Below are 25224 nucleotides of genomic sequence, written 5' to 3'. Positions count from 1 at the left end.
TTGGTTATGGTTAATTTTAATAGATTATTCAGATTCAAATTGATAAATAGAATCTTTTTGAGTGGCTAAATCGACTAAAATAGTTGGTTTTAATTCCAAAGATTTTATACTCGATTCATTAGAAATTATTGGAGGCATTGTTTCATCTACAAAATAAAAAGGATTTAAATTTTCGCCCTTGGCAGCCTGTAACGCTTCTCCTGAGAGCAGTTTTATTCCATTGGGTAATCGCAATCGGAGGTTGCCTCCCAAATTTGATTTTATAATTAACTTTTTAATTTTAGCATTTTTCCAGCGCATTTCAACAATCTCAAATCCTCCTCTTACTTTTATTCCTTTGATATTTCCTTCCAGCCAAACATCAGGTAAAGCCGGAAGTAAATGAACAGCTCCATCGGAACTTTGCACCAACATTTCTGTAATTCCGGAAGTACAACCAAAATTTCCGTCAATCTGAAAAGGCGGATGTGCATCAAAAAGATTGTTATAGGTTCCACCTCCATCGGCATTTACTCCTAATGGTGTTAGTTGATTCTGGATTAATTTATAGGCATGATTTCCATCCTGCATCTTTGCCCACCAATTAATTTTCCACCCCATACTCCAACCAGTAGATAAGTCTCCACGCTGCATTAAAGTATTTCGGGATGCGGCAAATAATTCGGGAGTTCTGTAGGGTGAAATTTGATTAGAAGGAAATAGTCCATAAAGGTGTGAAATATGACGATGATAATCCTTTGGATTATCAATATCATCAAGCCATTCCTGAAGTTGATTGTGTTTTCCAATATGCATTGGAGCCAATTGACTTCGCTTTTCCTCTAATGTGTCGATTAATTCTTTATCATAATTTAAAATTTGTGCCGCTCGAATTGCTGTACTAAAAACATCATAAACAATCTGCGTATCCATTGTTGTCCCGGCATCTAACGAAGTGCCATTATGAGCACTCGGAGCATTCTCAGGAGAATTGCCCGGGTTTATCACTAACCATTTATATTTTGGATGCTCCACTAAAAAATCGGCGTAAAATAAAGCAGCTCCTTTTAAAACCGGATAAACCGATTCTAAAAACTTCTGATCTCCTGTATAAAGATAATGTTCCCACAAATGCTGACTAAGCCATCCGCCACCCATTGTCCAAAGTCCCCAGAATGCCCCATCAACAGCTCCGGTAATGCGCCAGATATCTGTATTATGATGAGCCATCCAACCTCTTGCTCCATACATTGTTTTAGCCGTTTCTTGTCCAGTAACTGCCAAATCCTTTATCATTTCAAATAAAGGCTGATGCATTTCAGACAAATTCGTTTTTTCTGCTGGCCAGTAATTCATTTCTGTATTAATATTGATCGTATATTTACTATCCCAGGCAGGTTTTAAACTATTATTCCAAATTCCCTGTAAATTAGCCGGTTGTCCTCCAGGCTGAGAAGACGAAATCAGTAAATAGCGACCGTACTGATAATACAATGCTACAAATTGAGAATCATTCGTATTTCTGAAATTTTTCAAACGCTCATCTGTTGGCAAATTGGCTTCTGGAGTCGTTCCTAAATCCAATTGAACCCTATTAAAATATTTTTGATACGCTAAAACATGTTCCTTTTTTAATACTGAAAAAGATTTACCTGAAACTTTTTTAATTTCCGCAATTGCTCTTTGATTTTCATCACCGTTTACATCTTGATAATTATTAAAATTTGTTGCAATGCTTATAAATAAAGTTGCGGCATTGGCTCCTTTTACGATAAGAGAAGAATCTTTTTGAATTAATTTTCCTCCCTCTAATTTTACACGAGTAATTCCTTTAAATCGGATCAAAGCTTTCACCCCTTCATGATCGCTGGTAGTACCTGAAATTTCGAGATCTTTATTTTTATTTACTTTAAAATCTTTTATTTTATGAGGAGAAGTGTAAGCAGTAGTAAACGAAATGCTTTCTTTTTTGCTACTAGTTAGATGGAGTACTATCACTTTATTGGTAAAAGAAACAAAAGCTTCTCTGGTATAAGTTACTCCATCAACCTGATAAGTTGTTGTTGTAATTGCTTTTTCTATATCCAATTCACGTTTGTAATTGGAAAAATTTTCATGCCCTTCAAAATTCAAATTCAGATTTCCAACCGATTGAAAGATTTGCCCGTGTGATTTTTTAGATACAAATGCTTCATTAGCTAATTTTTCTGCCTCTTTATATTTTCCTTCAAAAATCATTTCTTGAATTTCCGGTAAAACTGCTAATGCTTTCGGATTATCGTTTCTGTTAGGACTTCCACTCCAAACCGTGTTTTCATTTAATTGGATAATTTCATTACTCACATTACCAAAAACCATTGCGCCTAAAAACCCATTCCCAATTGGTAATGCATTTTCCCAAACCTTTCCAGAGGGCTGATTATACCACAATTTAAGTTCCTGATTATATTGAGGATAAATAAAAAACGCCCTAATAAAAAAAAGCATTACTATTATTTTTCTCATCATAAATTAAATTTTTTTCCAGTTAAAACAATCCAATTCTTCAAAATATGTGTTTAAAAAACACTTATAAAAAAGAGCAAAAAAAATTTATCGCATTAACTTAAAATAACTTTTGTCCAATTCTAAAAAAAGATTTAGAATAATCTTTTTTACTCTAAAACAAATTAATTAAAAAGCCGAGAGTAACCAGCTCCCGACTTCTCACGTAAAAAACAAACATTAACCAAATTATTAAATGAATTCTTAATTTTTTTTACTATTTCTTTAATTTGAAAAGTGCTTTTAATTAACCCGTTGGATGAAATTAATTTTTGATAATTTCACCCAACGAGTTTTAATTAATTATTATATCCCGGATTTTGATAAGCAGCTTTCTCTGCATCACTCATCTCCATTAAATCTATCTGACCCTGAGGAATAGGACGTAAATAGTGATAAGGCTCAATAGTTCTGGTAACAAGCTGTGGTGTATGCTGACCATAATTCGAACCACCAATCGAGTAAGTGCCTGCAAGTTCATTCCATTTTTGAGTTCTTACTAAATCATACCAGCGATAGCCTTCTCCATAGTATTCTCGTGAACGCTCTGCCAAAATATAATTAATATCAATTATTGCAGGGGTCGCACTGGTTAATAAAATACTATTATCTGCATTTTTAGCCATATTACCATTATTATCCCAACGCCATTTTCCTGCACGGGCACGAATTACATTGATAAGATTTCTCGCAGTCATAGAACCAGTCGCTCCTTTTACTGCTGCTTCAGCTGCAACAAAATAAAGTTCTGAGAATTTAGCTATCGGGAAAGGTCTTGTACTTCCTGCATTAGGTTGACCTAACCCTCCATCATTATCGGTACGATATGGTCCTAATTTCCATAACCCAGGATACACAATTCTACTTATTCCTTGTGGAGAAATAACATAATCAGACCTGCCTGGTAAAACTCCTGCGCCTACACCACTATCACCTGCTCCTGAAGGATATGAAATTGCTGTGATTGGTTCATCATTTAAAAAAGTTAAAATTGCACTGTTAGGAGTTACAGCTAATGAATTAGCATTAAAAAGAGTTGTTACATCAGTCAAACCTGTACCTTTTAGATTCCAGTTTCCACGATATACTGCTGTAAATGTTCCATCATATCTGGAATCATTAGTTTTATCAGCAAACGTTTTGGTGAATACTTCTATAGGTGGAGCCATTCTTGTCCAAGGTCGTCCTAAAAATTGATCCGCGACACGCTGAACGCTAGAAACTGATGCCCCAGATGCATTTTTACTTCTTATTGCGGTATAATTCCATGTTCCCATCCAACCTGCAAAATTATCAGGTGAGCCACCACTTCCATAAGTAAGACTAGCTCCATTATAATACTCACTTTCTTCAGTATGATCTGCATACAACATCATTTCCTTATTGCGATCATTAGCACCTAAATTAACATCATAATAATAATCTAACAAACCATATGAACCTGGATTATTAATACCCTCTAATGCAATATCATAAGCTTTTTGAAAGTACCATTGTGAATTATGTCCGTCTGGATCAGTTCTAGGTGTATCTGGATAAGTTGGAATATTATTTGGATTTTCTAACCACCAGGCATATGTCAAATATGCTTTTGCAAGATACAACCGGGCTAACGTTTTTGTTGCTGTTCCAGTTAATCTTGGAGCATCAGGCAATTCATTAACTGCAATTACCAAATCCGGAAAAATAGCTTTAGTGTAAACCTCTGATACTGTATTTCGTTTAGAAGATCTTGATGGTTTAGTATTAAATTTCAATTCACCAGCTCCTAAGTCTAAAGGTACACCGCCAAAATTCTGCACTAGTAAAAAATAATCAAAAGCTCTAAAAAACCTGGACTCAGCAATTAAACTGTTTGCCACTCCCACTGCTGCTCCATTTTCAATAATTCCGCTGGCAGTATTGATATCATTATATGAATTATTCCAAACAACATCAGCTCTACTAGACGTTGGGTTGATTACTCCAACACCCGACAAATCGTGATCTTTAAAATTACCATCAGCACTTTGTGCATAGGTATGTTCATCTGTACCCGTTTGGACAGAATTGTAATAATAAGCTTGTCCGTAAATCCAGCGCAAATGTGCATAATGTGAAGTTAATCCCTGTATTACTCCCTGCTCTGTTTTAAAATAGCCTGGCTCATAAAAATCATGTGGCTTTTCTTCTAAAATATCAGAGCACCCTGCAAAAGAGAATAAAACTACTGAGCCTATAATTATTCTTCTTAAAATATATCGTTTCATAGCTCTTCCTGATTAAAATGTTAAATTAAGTCCAAATAAATAATTTCTGGTTGAAGGCGTGTTTGTTCCAATAATAGGAAACCTGCTATTGTATGACGCTACTGCCTGATTTTCATTTCCTAATGAATTTGGTTCCGGATCCATTCCAGACATTTTATGGTACGGAGAGAACAGTACAAAAGGATTTTGTGCTGTAACGTAAAGTCTTAGTTTTTCAATACCTAAATCTCTCATAAACTGCTGATCCAATGTATACCCTAGCGTTATTGCTCTGATTTTTACATACGATGCGTCAAAATACCCCATAGTTGACATGTACTTCGGATTATCTCCACTTCTAATACCTCTTGGATTAGGGAATTCAGCATCCCTGTTATCCGGTGTCCAGTAATCTACATCAACATTACTTCTTCTACCATTAAGAAGATTAAGATAACTCGCTCCACCATAAAGTGTACTAATTAAAACTCCGCCACTTTTAAACGCACCAACAGCCGAAAAATCAAAACCTTTATACGTCAAATTAGTATTAAATCCACCTTGAAAATCAGGATCTGTATCTATAATTTGCCTATCACTAGCATTTATTGCACGTGTTGGTGAACCATCTGGGTTAAAATCTCCTGTATATTTAACTTTAATAGATCCAACAACAGTCCCTTGTTGATCAATTCCAGTAGGACCTGGTTCGTATATAGACATATAAGGATCCCCTTCCTGCCAGATGCCTACTTTTTGATAATCATAAATAGAATTGATATTATGACCTACAAACCAGCTATTTCCCTCATCTTTTGTAGCTCCTGACGCCAGTTTAACTAGTTTGTTATTGTTAGCATACAGGTTAAAACCAACTGTCCAAGTTAACCCTTTAGGATTATCTAGAATAACACCGTTTAATGCTATTTCGAAACCTTTATTTTCAGTCTCTCCAATATTTGCAACATAACTGCTCACACCTCCTGTTGGTGGCAGATTCACACTTTGCAGGACATCGGTTGTATGTGTTGTATAATACTCAATTGTTCCTGATAAACGATTATTAAAGAACCCAAAATCCAGTCCATAATTCCAGGTTGTTGAGAATTCCCATCCTAAATTCGGGTTAGGAGCTTGTGTAACATATACTCCTGTAGAGTTTGTACCTCCAAAATTGTACGGTCTGGTACCTAAAGCTCCTAAAGTTGAATACGGAGCTACTGCCTGGTTAGAAGTTTTTCCATATCCCACACGTAATTTCAATAGATTAATCCATGATTTTTCTTTCATAAAAGATTCATTCGAAACTGTCCATCCTGCAGAAACAGCTGGATAAGTAAACCATTTATTGCCCGGTGCCAATCTTGACGAACCATCTGAACGAACTGTTCCGGAAACAAAATATTTATTATCATAGGAATACATTAATCTCGCCATATAGGAGGTTAACCCCCACTGTGTATAATCCTGGTCACCAGGGTTTATAACAGCTTCTTCTTCACTCTGTCCTAAATTGTAAAACTGAAATGCATCCGAAGTAATGCCGTTTCTTGTTATTCGGGAACTGTTGCTAGTACGTTGTTCATTTGAATATAAGCCAACAAAATTGATGGTATGTTTTTCGGCAAAAGTCTTATCATAAGTCAACAGGTTCTCAATAAGCCACTGTGTTGACAATGTATTACTGATGGATGCATTTGAAATCGTTGTTGGATTTACATCAAATACACCAAAACCTTCATAATATCCACTGTTAGAAGTACGAAAATTTAATCCGGTATTCAAGCGGTACTTCAATCCTTCTATTCCGGGTATTTTTACCTCTGCAAAAATATTATTATAGGAACTAAATGCTCTGGTTTGATTAACATAAGAATCTCCTAACCCCTCGATAGTTTTTCTGGTATAAACCCAGTTTTCATCAGCCCCCATTCTAACAGTTCTTTTCAAAGATCCATCTTCATTATACGGATTAGCTAAAGGAGATGTTCCTAAGATAGTACCTGTACCAATATTATCTCCATTAGTGACTGCATAGTTACTATTTGTGGTGAATCCAATACGAAAAATTTTTCCAATTTGTTGGTCTAAACTTCCTCTAAGATTAAAACGTTCATATTTTTGACCTGGTAAGACAGCCTCTTCTTTATAATAGCCCAAACCAGCACTATATGAACCAAACTCAGTACCTCCGGAAACACTTACATCATGACTTGACATTTCACCAGAACCATATAACAAATCCTGCCAGTCTATGTTAGTATTTCTTGATTCATCAACCCCGTCTGAATATAAAGTTGAATAATCACGTAATGCAGCAAACTTAGTACCATCCATCATATCATATTTACCAAAAGTCTGTTTAATACCACTAAATCCATTATAAGAAAATCTGGCTTTTTGATTTTTATAACCTTTATTCGTAGTAATCAAGATAACTCCATTTGCTCCTCTGGAACCATAAATTGCAGTTGCAGAAGCATCTTTTAAAATATCAACTGATTTGATATCAACAGGATTAATATCTCCTATCTGACCTCCGAATGGAACTCCATCAAGTACCACCAACGGATCATTATCCCCTGTAAGAGATCTGGTTCCTCGTATTCGGATTTGCATAGCAGCTCCAGGTTTACTAGAGGTCTGAGTTAATTCAACCCCCGCTACTCTACCTTGTAATGCTTGTGTCACGTTAGCAGCCTGCACTTCATTTAACTCTTTTCCTCCTATCGAGGCTACAGATCCGGTCACAGCTTCTTTTCGTTGCGTTCCATAACCTATTACTACAACTTCTTTCAAAGTTTTAGCTCCCTCTTGTAAAGTTACATTGATCTTAGTCTGACCATTTACTTTAACTTCTTTAGTTTCTAACCCAACAAAACTAAATACAAGAATAGCATTCGAAGGTACTCCTTTAATAGAATATGCTCCATCAAAATTTGTCATTACTCCTGTATTAGTCCCTTTGATTAAAACATTAGCACCAGGAATTGGACCATTAACATCCGACACTATTCCTGAAACAACCGATTGCGCTTTTGCCCCAATAGAAAAAACAAAAAACATCAGTACAATAAAACTAAACTGTCTTTGATACAGAATTTCCCTCTTAATATTAAAATAGTTAATCATAAAAAAAAATTAATTGGTTAGTTAATAAATTATTAAACTATAAATACTTGTACGAATCCATAAAGTCAATTTTAGCTTAACAAGAATACAAATATATAAAATAACGCAATCGGTTGTTTGTTATTTTTTATTTTTTTAATAAAAAATATTATTCTCTTTTTTTTACAATTATAAAATAATAACCTTATAAATTAAGAAAACAATAATATAGCTTTCCATGAATACGCAAAAACCCTTTACTAATCCAGCTAACAAACCAATCTGGCATAAACAAATGTTACTTTTATTTTAAATGCATAAAATTATTCTGAAAGTATTCTTAAATCTTCTAAAAAATAGTTCGAATTTCATTCTAACTTATTCGCAAAACAGCAATCTATAATTTTTAGATTGTTGTTAATTTTTTTTAATGAATTATTTTTATTTATTCTAAATAAATAAAATAGTTTTATATTTGCCATTCCAAATTAATTTAAATCACACATTTATGAAAACAAACTTTTTAAAAAGTATAATTCTTTTTTTGGCACTAACAGTTAGCCCGGCACTATTTGCTCATGCTTTATGGATTGAAACCAAAGCCACAGGGACAAAAGGAAAACCTCAGGAAATCTCTGTGTTTTTTGGAGAATTTTCAGAAAACAACATTACTAAAACCGAAAAATGGTTTTCTGATTTGAAAGATTTCAAATTATTAGTTATTAGTCCGTCTAAAAAAGAAATTCAGCTGAAACCAAATGCTTTAGAAAACAAATATCAGGTGTTTTTTACACCTGAAGAAGAAGGTGTTTACACGGTTGTAATGCAACATACTGTAAAAGATGTTTACGGAACAATGATTCTGGATTACAACTCCAGCGCTACTATTGCAGTAGGCAAAAAAATGGCCGGAAACGAAGCAGTTTCTAACACGAATAAAATAAGCGTTTTTACTGAAAATGCTGTTGCTCTGCCTAAAAACTCAAAAATAACCGCCATTGCCAGATACAACGAAGCCATCGCTAAAGAGCAAAAAATTAAAGTTATTGCCCCAAACGGTTGGGAAAAAGAATTGTGGACAAATGAAAATGGTGAATTTTCGTTTACACCAATCTGGTCTGGAAATTATATGATTGAGTTCACACAAACCGAGAAAAAAAGCGGAGAACACAACGGAAAACCTTTCGATTCCATCTGGAAAATGGCAACTTACCAAATTACCGTGAAATAATTTTCCTATTTTTACCCAAAAAAGGTCTTTAATTTTAACGTTAAAGACCTTTTTTTATGAATGTTGTCAAAAGACAATTCTTCCATTAGTTCTGTTTTTTAGCAGCTGCAGCTGCTTTTTCAGCTTTTACTTTCTTAACATAATCACTAAACATCTGACGCCAGTTACGACCGTGATTATTTAAATATTGCTCCGCCTGCGTTTTATAAATTTCGAAAATTGCCGAAATCTCTTTCATGCTTTTATAATCCACTGCCTGTTCACGTGCTTTTTCTAACATTTTTTGAATTTCAGCTCTTTCTGTTGCTGTCAAATTAGGCACTATTGCTTCATATCCTTTCATCGTAAAAGCCACCTTCCCGATGGTATATTTATCCAAAACCAAAGCCACCTGTTCCTCTGATAAATCTTTACGCAATCCATCCATTAAATTTTGATGTACCGTAGAAGGCATGGCCGAATCGGCAATAATTTGTCGGTGTAAATCAGAAAGCGGTTTTCCGTCCAGTGGATTAATTCCGGCAGGAACCGTCGAAAAAGGATGCGAATTATGCCATTCTTTAACCGTAGCCAAATGAGTTGACACTACCTGAACCAATCGGTTTTCTTTTTCACTATTATTCAATTCTAAAGAATGAATCCACTCTTTTGCTTTTGCAGCATCTTCATCAGTAACGGTTTGCGCATTTGCAAACGCACTAAAAGCCATAAAAACCACTAACAGGGCCACTTTAATTTTCTTTGTTTTCATATACTATTAATCTTAAGTTGGCTATCAATATTTTGACAGCAAATTTTTATAGGTGTTAAAAATACAATTTTAAATACAATTGCAGAATCTTATCAAAAATGAAGCCTAAAAGGAATTATTTTAAAAAAAATACAAAATAAAATTTACTAACAAACAATTTTCTCTTTGCATTTCCCGTTACTTTCAAAAAATCATCATGAAAAAACCACTTTTAATCTGCTTACTGTTTTTATCCGCTATCAGTTGGAGTCAAACGGCTGAAAACTATTTTGATCAGGCATTAAAAAAATCGAAAGCCGGAAATCCAAAAGCCGCCATTGCCGATTATGACAAAGCCATAAAACTCCGACCTACTTTTGATAATGCTTATCTGAACAGAAGTATCGAAAAAATTAAACTAAACGACCTTAAAGGCGCACTGGAAGACGTTAATAAAACCTTGGAAATTCAAGACGACAATATGTATGCTTACACCACCAGAGCCAACATTTATTACAAACTTCAGGATTACAAATCGGCTCTAAAAGACTGCAATGTAACCATAAAATATAATGCCGCTGATTATCTAACGTATAATCTGCGGGGATTGACTAATGTGCATCTGAATGACTCTAAAAGTGCCTGCGAAGATTTTCAAAAAGCCGCACAAATGGGAAGTCAAAGTGCAGTTAAAAACCTGAAAAATTTCTGCAAATAAAACATAACTTCTAAAACTAAAAAGCTGTTTCTTATCGGAAACAGCTTTTTTTATGATTTGAAATTAACTTATTTTTGGGTAAGTCTTTTAAGTTCGGTTCCTCCCGGAATTTGCATTTTATCGGTTAAAATAGGAATATCATTTAAACTAAAAACCCCGGTTAACGACATCAAAACCGAACGGTTAATTCCATTAGCATCGTCATCAATAAACATCACAAACTCTTTGAGTTGGTTGTTATTTCCGGCGCGTTTCACATCAATAGTAACTTGTTTTCCGTTTTCATTTACTTTTTTCAACTCTTCCAAAGAAGCTGATTTAATGTAACTATCGGCAACATCTCTCATTTTTTTAGCCGCCGTACTATTAGTCGTTGAAAAAACTCTTAAATCGTCTAAATTTTGAATTAATTTCAAATATTGCAAGGTCTCTTTGTCGGAAGCATCCACTTTTACCTTACTCATTAATTCAAACATTTTTTTATTCACTATTACCGAAACAATCTCTTCCTGACCGTCAAATTGGTCAAAAACCGTCTGACCGTAAAACGAACCAGAAGCAAAGACAATCAACAAAGTAATCAGTATTTTTCTCATTTTCATGTTTTTATATTAAAATTATTCTCTGTTTTATTGAAAGTATTACCATTATTGTGCCAAAAAAATTTTATCTACACAGCCGCAAAATAGGTAAATTTATACTCTGATTTTAATTTTCTTTGTTATAAAAATCACAAATTATAAAACTAAAGATAGTACTTTTACGTTTAAAGCCCTAATTGATATTCGAATTATGAGAAAACAACAGCTTTATTTACTCTGCTTTTTTGCTGCATTTTTGTCCTTCCAAAGTTGTCAGGATTATGATGATAAATTACCGGAACCAACCGATTTGGATGTTCAAAAATTTATTTGGGGAGGATTAAACGAACTCTATTTATGGCAGGCCGATGTTCCTAATTTAGCAGACAATAAATTCAATAATGACTTGGAATATTATAATTTTCTGGAACAATATACTCCCGAAGATTTGTTTCAAAGTTTATTATACCGTCCTCCTGGCTCGGATGATGCAGCACAATATGGCGCTGTAGATCGCGACAGCTGGATAGTAAGCGATTATCTTACTTTAGAACAACAATTAGATGGTACCTCCAAAAACAATGGCGTAAAATTTGGCTTTAGCCTTGTTACTTCAAATAGTGATCAGATCATAGCTTATGTAAAATATATTGTTCCTAATTCTGATGCTTCCACTAAAGACATTCAGCGCGGAGAAATAGTTTACGCTGTTAACGGCATCACTTTAAACTTAGATAATTATGTAAATTTATTTTTTAGTTCTAATGAAAATTACACCTTAAATTTTGCCGATTTAACTTATGATTCCAATAACAATCCGGTAATTACTCCAAATGGAAAAAGCCTTGATTTAACCAAAACAACCTTGGCTGAAAATCCCATTTTAATTAAAAAAGTAATTACAAATGGGGCGCATAAAATTGGTTACCTCATGTATAATGGCTTTTACTCTTCTTATGAATCAGAACTTAATGATGTTTTTGGATATTTTAAATCCGAAGGTGTTACCGATTTAGTTTTAGATTTAAGATACAATGGTGGTGGATTAGTCCCAACAGCTGCTCGTTTAGCGAGTATGATTACAGGTCAATTTACCGGAGAAATTTTTAATGAATTAGCATACAACTCTAAAAAATCCTTCCTTAACCGAAAATATACTTTTGTTAGTACTCTAAACGGTAATTCTTTAAACAGTTTGAATCTTTCTAAAGTTTATGTTTTAACGACCAAAAATTCGGCTTCAGCCAGCGAACTTATCATTAATGGACTGGATCCTTATATCAATGTCGTTCAAATAGGTGATTATACCTATGGGAAAAATGTGGCTTCAGTTACCCTTTACGACTCTCCAACTTTCACTAAAACAAATGTAAACCCGAGCCATCGTTATGCCATGCAGCTTATTGTTGCCAAGTCAGTAAATGCTTTAGGCTTTGGAGACTATTCTTACACCGGTCTAAAACCGGATTACCAACTAACCGAAAGAATAAAAACACTGGGCGTTTTGGGAGATCCCAGTGAACCTTTATTAAGTACCGCCATTGGAAAAATCACAGGAACATCAAAATTAATAGTTCCCGAAAAAGCAACCACCGATTTCATATACTTAAATGATTCTAAAACACTTAGAAGACAGAACATGATGTATTTTAGCACAGAAATACAATAATTTTATTAAAAAATAGTTTACATTAGTAACAATCAACCATTTAAAACAAACCTTATGAAAAAAATTGTTTATTTGTTACTAATTTCACTAGTAATTGTATCCTTTGGATTTGAAAAATCAACAGATTCTGCCCCAAAAAAAATCAACGTAGTCATTGATTTAGGACATGGTGGTACTGATTTTGGTGCTACTATTAAAAACATTCATGAAAAAAATATTGTAGCGCAGATTGCAAAAAAAATTAAATCTACCAACAAAGATGTTCAACTTTATTTTACCAGAACTGAAGATCAATTTGTAAGCTTACAGCACAGAGTGAATTTCATCAATGAACTTAAACCGGATTTAGTTTTATCGATACATGTCAATGCTAATTTAGAAAAAGATAATTCTGGTCTTGATTTTTATATTGCTGAACGAAATGAATATTCAGAAAAATCAAATAAAATTGCTCAGGAACTAAGTTCCAAATTATCAGAAAATGATTTCATCAAAATAAACGAACTTAAAACAGCGCCTTATTTCATACTTAAAAACACCAATGCTCCGGCAATACTTTTAGAACTTGGTTATTTAACCAATGAAAATGACTTTAAATACTTAACTGATAGTAATTCTCAAGATAAAATTGCCAATTCTATTTCCGAATTCATTTCGAAATTACAATAAAAACAGAATCCTATACAAACAAAAATGCCGCTATATAGCGGCATTTTTGTTTATAAAAGAAAATCAATTACAAATTGATATTCAACCCTAATTTAAAATTTCTTCCCCGGGTATTATACCCAATTACTTCATAAAAATCTTCATTCAAAATATTTGTCGCTGAAGCAAATACTGTCATTCGATTTTTGATTAGCTCGTACTTAGCCGTTACATTCAATAATTTATAAGCAGCTGTAATAACCGAAGTTTGTTCGTAAGTCACCGGATCAAACAAAGCATCCGGCTTTTTATCCACAAACTGATAACTTATATTAAAAAAAGTTCGGGGCGATGGTTGATACTCAACTGCAGCATTTACTTTGTGTTTTGGCACATACAAACTCAAAGCTTTTTCTACCTGAGTGAATGTATAATTCCCTCTCAACTTCAACTGATTTGACAAAGCATAAGTAAACATGGTTTCAACTCCTTTAGCATTATACTTCCCGTCGATATTATCATACCCAGCTGAAACAAAAACAATAGAATTATTTTCTTCTCTATAAAATGCCACGGCATTTACACTGATTTTTTTATTCCATAAATCCAATTCAAAACCAACTTCAGCCGTACTGTTTTTCTCTGGTTTTAAATCTAAATTCCCATAAAATGAAGCATACAACTGATACAAACTTGGCGTAATATAAGCGGTACTGTAGGAACTCACCAATTTCAAAGGAATCTCTGAAAAAGAAAACGATGGATTGACGTTGTACACAAAATTATTTCCATATTTACTATGAATATTCAACCTTGCTCCGGCATTAATATTCAATCCAAAATCCGAATTATAAACCAATGTAGCGTAAGGATCTATAATATTAAATTTGGCCAATTCGTTTTGAATATCTCCATAAGGCGTTAAATTAACCATATCAAAAAACTGAAATTGCGCCCCGCCAATAACAAATAATTCTTCTGAAATTTGGTATTTATTAAACGCATCTGCATTTACATTTCTTGACTTATAAGTCGATAAACTTTCATAGCTATATGAATCTCTGTTCATCCACCCCACGGCAGTATTAACCACTAATTCTCCTTTTTCATATTTATACTTTGGAGAAAAACCTACACGAAATTGCTCTGATTTTCCATAATTACTTAAATTATCAATAAAAGAATCGGTATCAAAATCATATTTAAGACGATCATAATTGGCAAAAAAATCAAAACTTAATTGCTTTGTTGGTGTAAAACCAAGTTTCACAATACTATTTACTCTGGAAGAATAATCATCTTCAAATTTTTCAGCATCATTAGTCGGTCTGGCCTGAGACATTCCGCCAACTTCAGAACTGTTTAAAGCTCCAAAATAATTAAACTTTTCTGTTTTTCCATTAAATGAAAATCCCTGATTGTATTCCTGAGCTGAATAATCTTTTTCCTGAGCTGTGGTTTGCGTACCCACATTCAGATACACATTTCCGGCAATAGCTTTCTTCTCGGCCTTTTTCAAAGTAATATTAATCACTCCTGTTGCCGCTCCCGTACCATAAAGTGTACTCGCCGCTCCCTTCATTACCTCGATACTTTCAACCTGTTCCACCGGAATTAAACGTAAATCGTATTCTAAATTAATATTAGACGCATCAGTTACCGGAATCCCATCAATTAAAATTAAAGTTTGACGATTGCGTCCTCCACGAATTGAATATTTCAAATCTTTTCCTGCGCCACTCTGATTTCCGTTAATTTCAACTCCTGCAACAGTACTTAAAACCTGAGCGATGGATTGTCCCTGTCTTTTTTTCAAATCATCTGAAGTGATTTTAACGATTACTTTTCCTGATTTTTCTTTTGGCAAAGCAAACTTAGAATCCGAAATAACCACCTCATCTAATTCATTTGTTCCCGACAAAACAACTCCTTTTTTTTGTGCCAAGGCACAGGTACCTATTAATACGAATAACGCACTAATACGAACGATTTTTTTGTTCATTTTAATAAAACATTTGGTAACAATACTACTGCTACATGACTACTAATTGGGAGAAAAGCATAGAATTACCCATACCCAAACCTTTTTTCCCGAAAGTTTGATACTCGATGTAATGGGCAGGTCTCCTGGCTTGCGTCTTGTTGTTGACCTTCCCATTTTGAAGTTAGAATCCAGAAGTTAGGGGGGCAGAAGTAATTTACTTCCAACTTCCCTCTTCCTGTTTCCCACTCATTAAACAGTGGTTTTGCAGATAACAACAAGCTTGATAGCTTACAGTTGCGGGTACAGCTCAAGATTTTTGATTAATAATCCTTAATTTTTAGATTGCCAAAAAAAATTCTGAAATCTAAAATTATCAATCACTTGATTCCCTTTTAATGCTATTTTCCTAATCGAAAAACAGCAACCTCAATACGGCGGCAAAGATAAAACTTAATTCAGCTAAAAATCAAATTTATCTACACATTTGATTTCAGCAAAACAAAACACTAAAAACCAGTACCTTAACAAAAATAAATTAAAGTTAAAGTTCTAATTTTAAGACAGCCCCAAAATCTACTTTATTCATAAAAGCATCTTTTAAAGGCAAATTAGAAATCGCACAAAGAATACTTCTAATCACTCCGGCATGAGTCACTATCACTATTTTTTCTGCACTATTCAGAATAATTTTTTCCTTCCAAAAATCAGTCACCCGATGATGTAAATCCACAAAAGATTCTCCGTTAGGAACACTAACATTTACAAAATCATTCATCCAGGGAGTAAAATCAGTTTCCGGAATAGCATCCCATTTTTTCATTTCCCAATCCCCAAAATCCATTTCCATTAATCGAAAATCAGTCGTAATTGAAGAAGCTAAAAAATCAGCCAATTGAACACAACGACGCAGCGGACTGGAATAAATTATGGATTCAACAGGAATTTGCGATCTTATAGATTCAAATTGTTCTAAAAAAGGTGCTTTCAAACCCACATCTGACTGACCGTAACAAATGCCTTTTTCACAAATTGTTTCGGTATGACGCACTAAATAAATTTCCATATTGCAATTGATGATAAATAAAAAACCACTTCACAAAGCTGCTGTGTTGCCCCCAGACAATCGCCGGTATAACCGCCGATCCATTTTTGAAAATAACGGGCTAAGAAAAATCGGCTAAGAAAAACCGGAAGTAAAACAGCCCAAATTTGCCAATAAAAACAGGACAACAGCAACAAAGGAAACAATCCAAAAAAGAAAGCACCTAAAACCTCTCTCCAACTGTAAGCCTTCGCAATAGGCTTACTTTTGCTTGTGGCATCTTCTCTCGAATATTCATGGGTAAAAACAATGGAGATAGCCGCCAAACGACTTACAGCATGAGCAACCAAGAATAAAAGCAAAATCTCAAAATTTGAACTTTGATTTATCCTTATTAATTCGACCAAACTTTCAAATTTCAATAAAAAAAGTAACACCAAACCGATAGCGCCATAAGCTCCTATAGCACTGTCTTTCATAATCATCAGGATTTTTTCCTTAGTCCAGCCGCCGCCAAAACCGTCACATACATCGGCAAAACCATCTTCATGAAAAGCTCCGGTAACTAAAATTCCTGTAATCATTGAAAGCAGCACCGCAATTTCATTCGAAAAAACAAAACCAGAAACAAAATACACTAAAAAACTTAACACCCCTACTATCCAGCCAATTAACGGAAAATATCTGGAAGCTTTATTTAAGTAATCCGGATGATGATTAATATTTTCAGGACAGGGAATCCGGGTATAAAACATTAAGGCTGTAAAAAATATATGGAGTTCTTTTTTCATTATTTATAGTTATCGCTCTTATTTCTAATTTATCATTTTTTTAAATCCATATCTCAGTATAAACTCATCATATTCCTCTTGGAAAGTTTTCTTTGTATGATGTGTCTCTTGATTTTTAATGTAATCCCTAACTTTATCAACAATAGATTCTGATACTGAAACTGCAAAATATTCATCCTGCCATTCAAATTTCTCTTTCGTTAACTCATTCTTATTAATCCAAAAAGAAGATTCTCCTTTTATAAGTTGCATTACTTTTTGAATATTTTGATCAACTCCTAACGAAATAAGACAATGACAATGATCAGAATATCCATTTATAAAATCTATAAAAATTCCTTTTTGAGTGGCATTTTCCCGAATATGCTGCCAAACTTTTTGACGCAATTCAATTGAATCTAAATAAGGAATTCTGTTTTTAGTACTCCAAACACAATGAATATAGACTTTTACAAATGGCATCTCTTTATTTTTTTAATTGTTTTTAAAAATTTGGCTAAAGCCCAATCAAAGATTATCTTTTGTTCCAATAGCTAAAGCTATTGGCAATCCATAAAAAGCTTCATAACTCAAATAATTATCTCTTCAAAAATCAAATCCAGTATTGAATTGCCTCCAGATTTATCTGGAGGCATATAGAGTTCTTTCCAAAATTGGCTTTAGCCAAACTATTTCTCACTCACCCCGGCACTTTCAAAACTCGCCATTTCATTTAAAAATGCCACAGCCGATTGAACTATTGGAAAAACAAGAGCACAACCTGTTCCCTCACCCAAACGCAAATCAAGTTGAAGAATTGCCGAGACATCCAAATAATCCAACAATTTTTTATGAGCTTTCTCAGCCGATTGATGACTAAAAACAGCATTTTTTAAAATTTTCGGATTCTTTTTAAAAGCAATTAAAAAAGCCACGCTGCAAATAAAACCATCCACCAAAAAAATCATATTTTGCTGAAATGCTTCAAGCATTCCGCCTGCCATTTGTAAAATTTCAAATCCGCCAAAATGAGTCAAATAACTCTCTAAATTCTTTGAGCCTTTATAATTTTCAATCGCTTTTCTTAAAATATCAATTTTGAATTCCAGTTTTTCGTCAGTAACTCCCGTACCTTTGCCCACACAATCTTCGATGGAAAAATTACACAACACACTCATCAAAACCGAAGCCGTGGCGGTATTCCCAATTCCCATTTCACCAAAACCAATACAATTACTGCCCTGCTTGGCGATATTCGTCACAATTTCGGCGCCTTTAGCAAAACAGAATTCCATTTGCATTTTGCTCATTGCCGAACCACTCAAAAAAGAATGTGTTCCTTTATCAGTCTTAGCCGAAATCAATTTTGTATTTGAAGGAAAATCATAATTCACACCCGAATCTACAATTGAAAGAGCTATTTTATTTTGCTTGCAAAACACATTGATTGCCGCACCACCTTCCAGAAAATTAGTAATCATCTGGCGGGTTACATCCTGTGGATAAGCGCTCACCCCATGTGGTGCAATACCATGATCGGCTGCAAAAACAACCAAATGAGGCTGTTTAATTTCGGGCGTTAAGGTTTGAAAAACCGTTCCTATTTGTAAAGCCAATTTTTCAAGAATGCCCAATGACCCCGTTGGTTTTGTTTTTTGATCTATTTTATGTTGCAAAGCAATAATCGAAAATTCGGTGTCATTTTGCAAAATCGGATTGCTTTCTTTAACTTTTTCATCAATTATGGAAAGGGCCTTAATCTCAGTTACACAAGGCACTTCCGATTTTTGCTTCCAATGCAGTTGTTGTAACATCGGCTGCTTATCATAATCGGTTGCCGGTTTGCCTACGCAAAAATACCCCAGAGGTTCGATATGCTCAGGCAGACCCAATATTTTCTTGAATTGGTAATAATTCAAAATCGAAACCCAGCCCATCGAATAACCCTGCTCCGTAAGTGAAAGCCAAATATTTTGCGCCGCACAAACAGCACTAAACTTAATCGCTTCGTTACTTCCTACTGTTCCAATTGTAAAATGATTCAACACCGAACGATCATAACAAATCACCAATCCCAATGGAGCTTCTTCGATGGCTTCGAGTTTTAAAGCCTGATATTGTGCTTTTTGCAATTCGTCGTCGGTACTTTTAGCGGCTTTTTGATCGTATTCTAAAAACAAATTCTTTACAGCCCTTTTAATTTCAGCCGAATGAATTAAATAATATTTTGTTGCTTCGGTCAAGCCTACTGAGGGCGCCCAATGTCCCGCCTGCAAAGCTTTTTCTATCACCGCATCAGGAACAGGATCTGAAGTAAAATGACGGGTGTCCCGGCGTGATTTTATTATTTCGTCTAATGTTTTCATCAAATTTGCTTTTCGTTTTTCACCTACTAAAAAACCGAATTACCCTTTTATTGTAACCGGAATTCCGGAAACCATCAACACAACTTTATCGGCTTTTTTGGCTAAATATTGGTTCATCCAGCCTTGTAATTCGGTAAATTTTCTGCCAATGTGTGTATCAGCATGAACGCCCATTCCTATTTCGTTCGAAATAATGATAATCGTCACATCTGGTTGCTGTGCTACCGCTTCAAATTCGGCTTTGGCCTGACTCAAACTCAATTCGACCTCATTTTTTGTATCTACAAAAAAATTAGTCAACCATAAAGTTACGCAATCAATTACAGCAACCTTACCTGAAAAATCAATTTCGCTCAAAAACTTTTCTTTTTCAACATTTACCCAGCGTTTGTCCCTGTCTTTTTGATGACGATCAATTCGTTTTTGAAAATCATCATCCCATTTTCGAGCCGTTGCCACATACATGGGTTTTTCCGATAATTCTTTGGCTATATTTTCAGCGTAACTACTTTTTCCGGAGCGCTCTCCTCCTGTTATGAAATAAATCATTTTTAATGGTTAATTATAAATGGTTAATTATTAATTTTAAAAATATTATTTGTTATTTATTTGTCCTTTAGAAGTTTTAAGAATGCTTGTTATTAATTTTAGAATCACTATTGCTTCTTCTTCAATAACTTTCATATTCTTTTTCATTCAGGTAATTGGTAGCTTTTAATAATTCCAACCAATAAACAACTTCATTCACTTCTTTTTGGGCAATACCAAACTTATGTATAAAATCTTGTTTACTTTCGGCATGTTCCGCTTCTCTTACCATTGCACCAATACTTGTACCGCATCACAACAATTGTTTTAAAAGCACAAATTCTTTTTTATCAGAACACAAATATTGATACAATTTCACAATTCGAATTGCAAAATTAAACCTCTTAGTTTTCACTATATTATCACCCATAATTAATCATTTATAATTAACCATTAAAATTTATCTAGTATGGACAATGACGACAACCATTGCCGCAGCAACTGCCCCTTTTGAGATGAAACCAGGCTTTAAAAACATAATTCCCATTTTCTAAATAATAATCAATTCCTTCAATTAGCTGAGTCGTTTTTGGTAAATCTTTCGCTTTATTATCCAAGGCATTTTCCGGGGTAATTGTGCTAACATATTCGTCAATTTTGAGCGAACAACTGTTTTTAAAACATTCGGGACACAAACAATCGGCTCCTTCAGAAAGCGAAAAAATGGGAGGAAAATCATTGCACCAACATTTTTTATCCGCACTACTATCGCCACAGTTAAAAGAGACGCCACAAGAAGAACAACATTTGACTTTTATAATATTCATGAGGTAAAGATAGTGTTTGTTCATTTTTTTATCCTAAAAAATAAACAGGAACTTTTTTAGATTTTCTTATACCTTTGTTCAAAATCCCAAATGGCAATATGAAAACTCTTTTTCAAAAAATCATTTTCCTGATCCTTTTTAGTTTATGCTTAAGCTGTAAAAAGAACGAAAATAAAAACACACAAACCATCCAAGCTGTCAAAAACGAAATTGAATATTCCAGCAATCTTTCCATTTACAAATACGATGGTTATTCGATTGTGCAAGTTTTAAATCCCTGGCCGGATGCCAATAAAGATTTCACTTATATCTTAAAAGAAAAAAATGCTACTGTTCCGGACAGCTTGCAAAAATACACACAGTTATCGGTTCCGTTACAATCTATAGTGGTGACTTCCACCACGAATATTCCTTTTTTAGAAATGCTAAACGCAGAAAAATATTTGGTTGGTTTTCCTCACACCGATTACATTTCTTCTGTAAAAACCCGAAAATTGATTGATGCCGGAAGCGTTCAAAATGTTGGGCAAAACGAACGCCTGAACATCGAAAAACTGATTGATTTAGCGCCTGAAGCCATTGTAACTTTTGGAGTAGACAACAATAATCCAATGATTGACAATCTGAAAAAAAGTGGTTTAAACGTACTCATTCAGGCTGACTGGATGGAGCAATCACCACTTGGAAAAGCCGAATGGATTAAATTGTACGCAGCCTTATTTGGTAAAGAAAAAGAAGGTAAAATTCTTTTTGACAACATCGTAAACAACTACAAAGAAGCTTTAGAATTAGTCGCCAATGAAAAAGCCAAAACAACGGTTTTATATGGTTCTATGTACCAAAATCAATGGTTTGTAGCCAAAGGAAACAGTTGGGTTGCCGAATTTATGAAAGATGCCAAATCAAATTATTTATGGGCTGACACCGAAGGCAGCGGAAGCTTAGGCTTATCTTTTGAAAATGTATTAGAAAAAGCGAAAAAAGCCCAGTGTTGGATAGCCTCGGGTTCTTTTAAAAACCTGAAAGAATTAGCAAACAGCAATACGCATTATAGTCAGTTTGATGCCTTTACTAAAAAAAATGTTTATACTTTTGAAAGCAAATTAGGCGCTACAGGCGGAACACTTTATTATGAATTAGCTCCCAGCCGACCTGACTTGGTCTTAAAAGATTATATTAAAATCTTCCACCCCGAATTGCTAAATGACTATGCATTTACTTTTGTAACAAAACTAAATTAAAATACCTCTGAGGATAACCCAGAGGTATTAGCGAAATAAAAACCGCAGATTCACAGATTTTTATTTTTTTAATCTGTGAATCTGCGGTAAAAAAATCAAAGCAGAACTTGTTTGTGTATATATTGAAGTAGCTAAATTTGTTTTATAAACTATTTAATATCAAAAATTAATTGAATTGAAAAACCAAAAACGAAATACGATTCTATTCACCTACCTTGTTTTAGGACTGCTGTTTTTATTTTTCACCAATATCAGTCTGGGTTCAGTTACCATTCCGTTTGAGGAAATTTTTCACAGTTTATGTGGTAGTCAGGCCAGCAAATCAACTTGGGAATACATCATTATGGATTACCGCTTACCGAAAGCCATCACGGTAATTCTGGTTGGAATCGGACTATCCATTAGTGGTCTATTAATGCAAACCCTGTTTAGAAATCCATTAGCCGGGCCTTATGTTTTAGGATTGAGTTCGGGAGCGAGTTTAGGAGTTGCTTTTGTGATTTTAGGAGCCGGTTTACTTCCTCCTTTTTTACGGGAAATTGTACTTTCTTCGTACGGAATTGTCTTAGCTTCAACCATTGGGAGTTCCTGTGTATTATTGGCAGTCTTATTGGTTTCTATTCGCTTGCGGGACACCATGACTATTTTGATTGTAGGACTGATGTTTGGCAGTTTAAGTAGTGCCATTGTGGGAACGTTAAGCTTTTTTAGCACTGCCGAACAACTGCAAAAATTCACCTTTTGGTCTTTAGGAAATTTAGGAAATCTTTCTTGGACATCGATTGTCATTTTAGCTGTTTGTGTACTTGCAGGATTATTGTTGAGTTTAGCCAGTATCAAACCTTTAAACGCACTACTTCTGGGCGAAAATTATGCCCGAAGTCTGGGTTTGAATTACAATAAAGCAAGGTTGATTATCATATTTTCTACGAGTATTCTGGCGGGAAGCATTACTACATTTGCCGGCCCGATAGCTTTTATCGGATTAGCTGTTCCGCATATTGCCAAACTACTTTTTCATACCAGTAATCATACCATTTTGTTTTGGAGTACCTTACTGCTGGGCGCCATAATCATGCTTATTTGCGATACCATTTCGCAGGTTCCGGGTGGTGAAATCATCCTGCCGATTAATGCTGTAACTTCTATTTTTGGCGCACCAATTGTGATTTGGCTACTGATTAGAAAACAAAAAATGATTGGATAATTATAAATTTTAACCGCAAAGAGCGCAGTAAAAACTATCCCTCCTCTTTAAAAACGCAAAGGGCACAAAGCTTTGCTTGCTTTGCGTAAAACTTTGTAATCTTAGCGGTTAAAAACCCGCAACAGCATTAACAGATTCCTAAAAAATTATAAGAAACAAAGTCTATTTTGTTAGATTTCGAAAAAACATCGTTTATAAACAGCATTCTGTTAAAAGTTTGTGCTTTTGTGAGTTTCAAAAACGGAATAAATCCTTAAATTCGCAGTCTTAATTAATTTAGTAATCTACAGAAGATGAAGACCGCATTAGTAAACTTCATTTTTTACAATTAAAAAACAAATAATATAAATAGAAATGACATGAGCTTGCTCATCGCATTTCTCCAATAAAAATAAATAAATTTTATAGAAATGAAATACGACGTTATTGTTTTAGGAAGTGGTCCCGGCGGATATGTAACTGCCATTAGAGCATCACAATTAGGCTTTAAAGTAGCCGTAGTTGAAAAAGAAAACTTAGGTGGAGTTTGTTTGAACTGGGGTTGTATCCCAACGAAAGCTTTACTTAAATCAGCTCAGGTTTTTGATTATCTAAAACACGCTTCCGATTACGGATTAACGGTTTCTGAATTTGACAAGGATTTCCCTGCGGTTATTCAACGTAGCCGTAATGTTGCTGAAGGAATGAGCAAAGGGGTTACTTTCCTGATGAAGAAAAACAAAATCGACGTTATTAATGGTTTTGGAAAATTAAAACCAGGTAAAAAATTAGACGTTACTGCTCAGGACGGAACAGTTACTGAATACAGTGCGGATCATATTATCATTGCTACCGGAGCTCGTTCCCGTGAGTTACCAAACTTACCACAAGATGGTGTAAAAGTAATTGGTTACCGTCAGGCAATGACTTTACCGGAACAACCTAAAAAGATGATTATCGTAGGTTCAGGAGCTATCGGAGTGGAATTTGCTCACTTCTATAACTCAATGGGAACTGAAGTTACTATCGTTGAATTTATGCCAAACGTAGTTCCTGTAGAAGATGAGGATATTTCTAAAGAATTTGAAAAAGCTTTGAAAAAATCCGGAATTACAGTGATGACCAATTCTTCTGTTGAGAGAATTGATACTACAGGAAAAGGAGTTAAAGCATTCGTTAAAACGGCTAAAGGAGAAGAAGTTTTAGAAGCTGATATTTTACTTTCTGCTGTTGGTATCAAAACGAATATTGAAAACATCGGTTTAGAAGAAGTAGGTATTGCTACTGACAGAGATAAAATTATCGTAAACGCTTACAATGCCACTAATATCCCAGGTTACTACGCTATTGGCGACGTAACTCCGGGACAGGCTTTGGCTCACGTAGCTTCAGCTGAAGGAATTAACTGTGTGGAAAAAATTGCAGGTATGCACGTAGAAGCTATCGATTACGGAAACGTACCGGGTTGTACTTATGCTACTCCTGAAATTGCTTCTGTAGGTTTAACAGAAAAAGCGGCAAGAGAAAAAGGATACGATTTAAAAATTGGAAAATTCCCATTCGTAGCTTCAGGAAAAGCGAAAGCTGCCGGAAATGCAGACGGATTTGTAAAAGTAATCTTTGATGCTAAATACGGTGAGTGGTTAGGATGCCACATGATTGGTGCTGGTGTTACTGATATGATTGCTGAGGCTGTTGTAGCCCGTAAACTGGAAACTACTGGTCACGAAATCCTAAAATCAATTCACCCACACCCAACCATGAGTGAAGCGGTTATGGAAGCAGTTGCTGCTGCTTACGGTGAAGTTATCCATATCTAGTATGTCATCTCGAGCGGAGTC

General features: G+C 34.6%; 19 protein-coding genes, 1 pseudogene and 1 riboswitch. Of the genes and pseudogenes, 7 read left to right on the top strand and 13 right to left on the bottom strand.

What is annotated here, in order from left to right; translation table 11 throughout:
- Nucleotides 1-24 precede the first annotated feature (24 nt).
- The 3 genes from H599_RS0105345 to H599_RS0105335 form a co-directional block, all read right to left on the bottom strand.
- Nucleotides 25-2487, bottom strand: a complete 2463-nt coding sequence (locus tag H599_RS0105345; RefSeq protein ID WP_245600494.1) for a glycoside hydrolase family 95 protein — start codon at nt 2485-2487, stop codon at nt 25-27.
- 335 nt (nt 2488-2822) lie between these two features.
- Complete coding sequence (locus H599_RS0105340; RefSeq protein ID WP_026713184.1) at nt 2823-4772, bottom strand: RagB/SusD family nutrient uptake outer membrane protein; 1950 nt, start codon at nt 4770-4772, stop codon at nt 2823-2825.
- A 12-nt stretch (nt 4773-4784) separates the two neighbouring features.
- On the bottom strand, nt 4785-7883 hold the full coding sequence (locus H599_RS0105335; RefSeq protein WP_026713183.1) for a SusC/RagA family TonB-linked outer membrane protein: 3099 nt from the start codon (nt 7881-7883) through the stop codon (nt 4785-4787).
- Between the two features lie 487 nt (nt 7884-8370).
- Between H599_RS0105335 and H599_RS0105330 the strand changes: the two genes are divergently transcribed.
- Entirely contained in the window at nt 8371-9093 is a 723-nt protein-coding gene (locus H599_RS0105330) for a hypothetical protein (RefSeq protein WP_026713182.1), read from the top strand.
- A gap of 85 nt (nt 9094-9178) precedes the next feature.
- On the opposite strand, the gene H599_RS0105325 is transcribed toward H599_RS0105330, so the two are convergent.
- The gene (locus H599_RS0105325) at nt 9179-9844 is read right to left on the bottom strand and encodes a DUF3826 domain-containing protein (protein ID WP_051590645.1); all 666 of its coding nucleotides are present in this window, start codon (nt 9842-9844) and stop codon (nt 9179-9181) included.
- A 196-nt stretch (nt 9845-10040) separates the two neighbouring features.
- On the opposite strand from H599_RS0105325, the gene H599_RS0105320 reads away from it, so the two are divergent.
- On the top strand, nt 10041-10541 hold the full coding sequence (locus H599_RS0105320) for a tetratricopeptide repeat protein (protein WP_026713180.1): 501 nt from the start codon (nt 10041-10043) through the stop codon (nt 10539-10541).
- A gap of 68 nt (nt 10542-10609) precedes the next feature.
- Here H599_RS0105320 and H599_RS0105315 read toward each other — a convergent pair whose 3' ends face one another.
- Nucleotides 10610-11137: a DUF4252 domain-containing protein gene (locus H599_RS0105315; RefSeq protein WP_026713179.1), complete on the bottom strand. Its 528-nt coding sequence runs from the start codon at nt 11135-11137 to the stop codon at nt 10610-10612.
- Nucleotides 11138-11333: 196 nt separating this feature from the next.
- Between H599_RS0105315 and H599_RS0105310 the strand changes: the two genes are divergently transcribed.
- Both H599_RS0105310 and H599_RS19235 read left to right on the top strand, forming a co-directional pair.
- Nucleotides 11334-12791 carry a S41 family peptidase gene (locus H599_RS0105310; protein ID WP_026713178.1) on the top strand — a complete coding sequence of 486 codons (1458 nt, stop codon included), beginning with the start codon at nt 11334-11336 and terminating at the stop codon, nt 12789-12791.
- 54 nt (nt 12792-12845) lie between these two features.
- Complete coding sequence (locus H599_RS19235) at nt 12846-13460, top strand: N-acetylmuramoyl-L-alanine amidase (protein WP_051590644.1); 615 nt, start codon at nt 12846-12848, stop codon at nt 13458-13460.
- A gap of 67 nt (nt 13461-13527) precedes the next feature.
- Here H599_RS19235 and H599_RS0105300 read toward each other — a convergent pair whose 3' ends face one another.
- The 8 genes and pseudogenes from H599_RS0105300 to H599_RS0105265 form a co-directional block, all read right to left on the bottom strand.
- Nucleotides 13528-15441: a TonB-dependent receptor plug domain-containing protein gene (locus tag H599_RS0105300; protein WP_026713177.1), complete on the bottom strand. Its 1914-nt coding sequence runs from the start codon at nt 15439-15441 to the stop codon at nt 13528-13530.
- Nucleotides 15442-15539: 98 nt separating this feature from the next.
- Nucleotides 15540-15868, bottom strand: a riboswitch (cobalamin riboswitch).
- A 96-nt stretch (nt 15869-15964) separates the two neighbouring features.
- Nucleotides 15965-16486: an alpha-ribazole phosphatase gene (gene cobC, locus H599_RS0105295; protein ID WP_026713176.1), complete on the bottom strand. Its 522-nt coding sequence runs from the start codon at nt 16484-16486 to the stop codon at nt 15965-15967.
- Nucleotides 16471-17256, bottom strand: coding sequence for an adenosylcobinamide-GDP ribazoletransferase (locus H599_RS0105290; RefSeq protein ID WP_026713175.1), 786 nt, complete (start codon nt 17254-17256; stop codon nt 16471-16473). The genes cobC and H599_RS0105290 overlap by 16 nt, the downstream gene beginning before the upstream one ends.
- Nucleotides 17257-17280: 24 nt before the next feature.
- Nucleotides 17281-17718, bottom strand: coding sequence for an IS200/IS605 family transposase (tnpA, locus tag H599_RS0105285; protein ID WP_026713174.1), 438 nt, complete (start codon nt 17716-17718; stop codon nt 17281-17283).
- Nucleotides 17719-17924: 206 nt separating this feature from the next.
- Entirely contained in the window at nt 17925-19601 is a 1677-nt protein-coding gene (cobT, locus tag H599_RS20520; RefSeq protein WP_026713173.1) for a nicotinate-nucleotide--dimethylbenzimidazole phosphoribosyltransferase, read from the bottom strand.
- A gap of 39 nt (nt 19602-19640) precedes the next feature.
- A complete protein-coding gene (gene cobU / locus H599_RS0105275; protein WP_026713172.1) occupies nt 19641-20150 on the bottom strand; it encodes a bifunctional adenosylcobinamide kinase/adenosylcobinamide-phosphate guanylyltransferase in 510 nt (169 codons plus the stop codon).
- Between the two features lie 45 nt (nt 20151-20195).
- Nucleotides 20196-20559, bottom strand: a pseudogene (locus H599_RS19225) (four helix bundle protein).
- A gap of 34 nt (nt 20560-20593) precedes the next feature.
- Entirely contained in the window at nt 20594-20980 is a 387-nt protein-coding gene (locus H599_RS0105265) for a DUF5522 domain-containing protein (RefSeq protein WP_245600493.1), read from the bottom strand.
- A 74-nt stretch (nt 20981-21054) separates the two neighbouring features.
- Here H599_RS0105265 and H599_RS0105260 point away from each other — a divergent pair, with 74 nt between their 5' ends.
- The 3 genes from H599_RS0105260 (at nt 21055) to lpdA (ending at nt 25203) form a co-directional block, all read left to right on the top strand.
- Nucleotides 21055-22197: an ABC transporter substrate-binding protein gene (locus H599_RS0105260; protein ID WP_026713170.1), complete on the top strand. Its 1143-nt coding sequence runs from the start codon at nt 21055-21057 to the stop codon at nt 22195-22197.
- Nucleotides 22198-22372: 175 nt separating this feature from the next.
- Nucleotides 22373-23404, top strand: a complete 1032-nt coding sequence (locus H599_RS0105255; protein ID WP_026713169.1) for an iron ABC transporter permease — start codon at nt 22373-22375, stop codon at nt 23402-23404.
- A gap of 410 nt (nt 23405-23814) precedes the next feature.
- The gene (gene lpdA / locus H599_RS0105250; protein WP_035141205.1) at nt 23815-25203 is read left to right on the top strand and encodes a dihydrolipoyl dehydrogenase; all 1389 of its coding nucleotides are present in this window, start codon (nt 23815-23817) and stop codon (nt 25201-25203) included.
- Nucleotides 25204-25224 lie beyond the last annotated feature (21 nt).

Source organism: Flavobacterium daejeonense DSM 17708, assembly GCF_000425425.1.
GTDB classification, from domain to species: domain Bacteria; phylum Bacteroidota; class Bacteroidia; order Flavobacteriales; family Flavobacteriaceae; genus Flavobacterium; species Flavobacterium daejeonense.
Note: the sequence above shows the minus strand (reverse complement) of the source record. Positions and strands in the feature narration are given on the sequence as shown.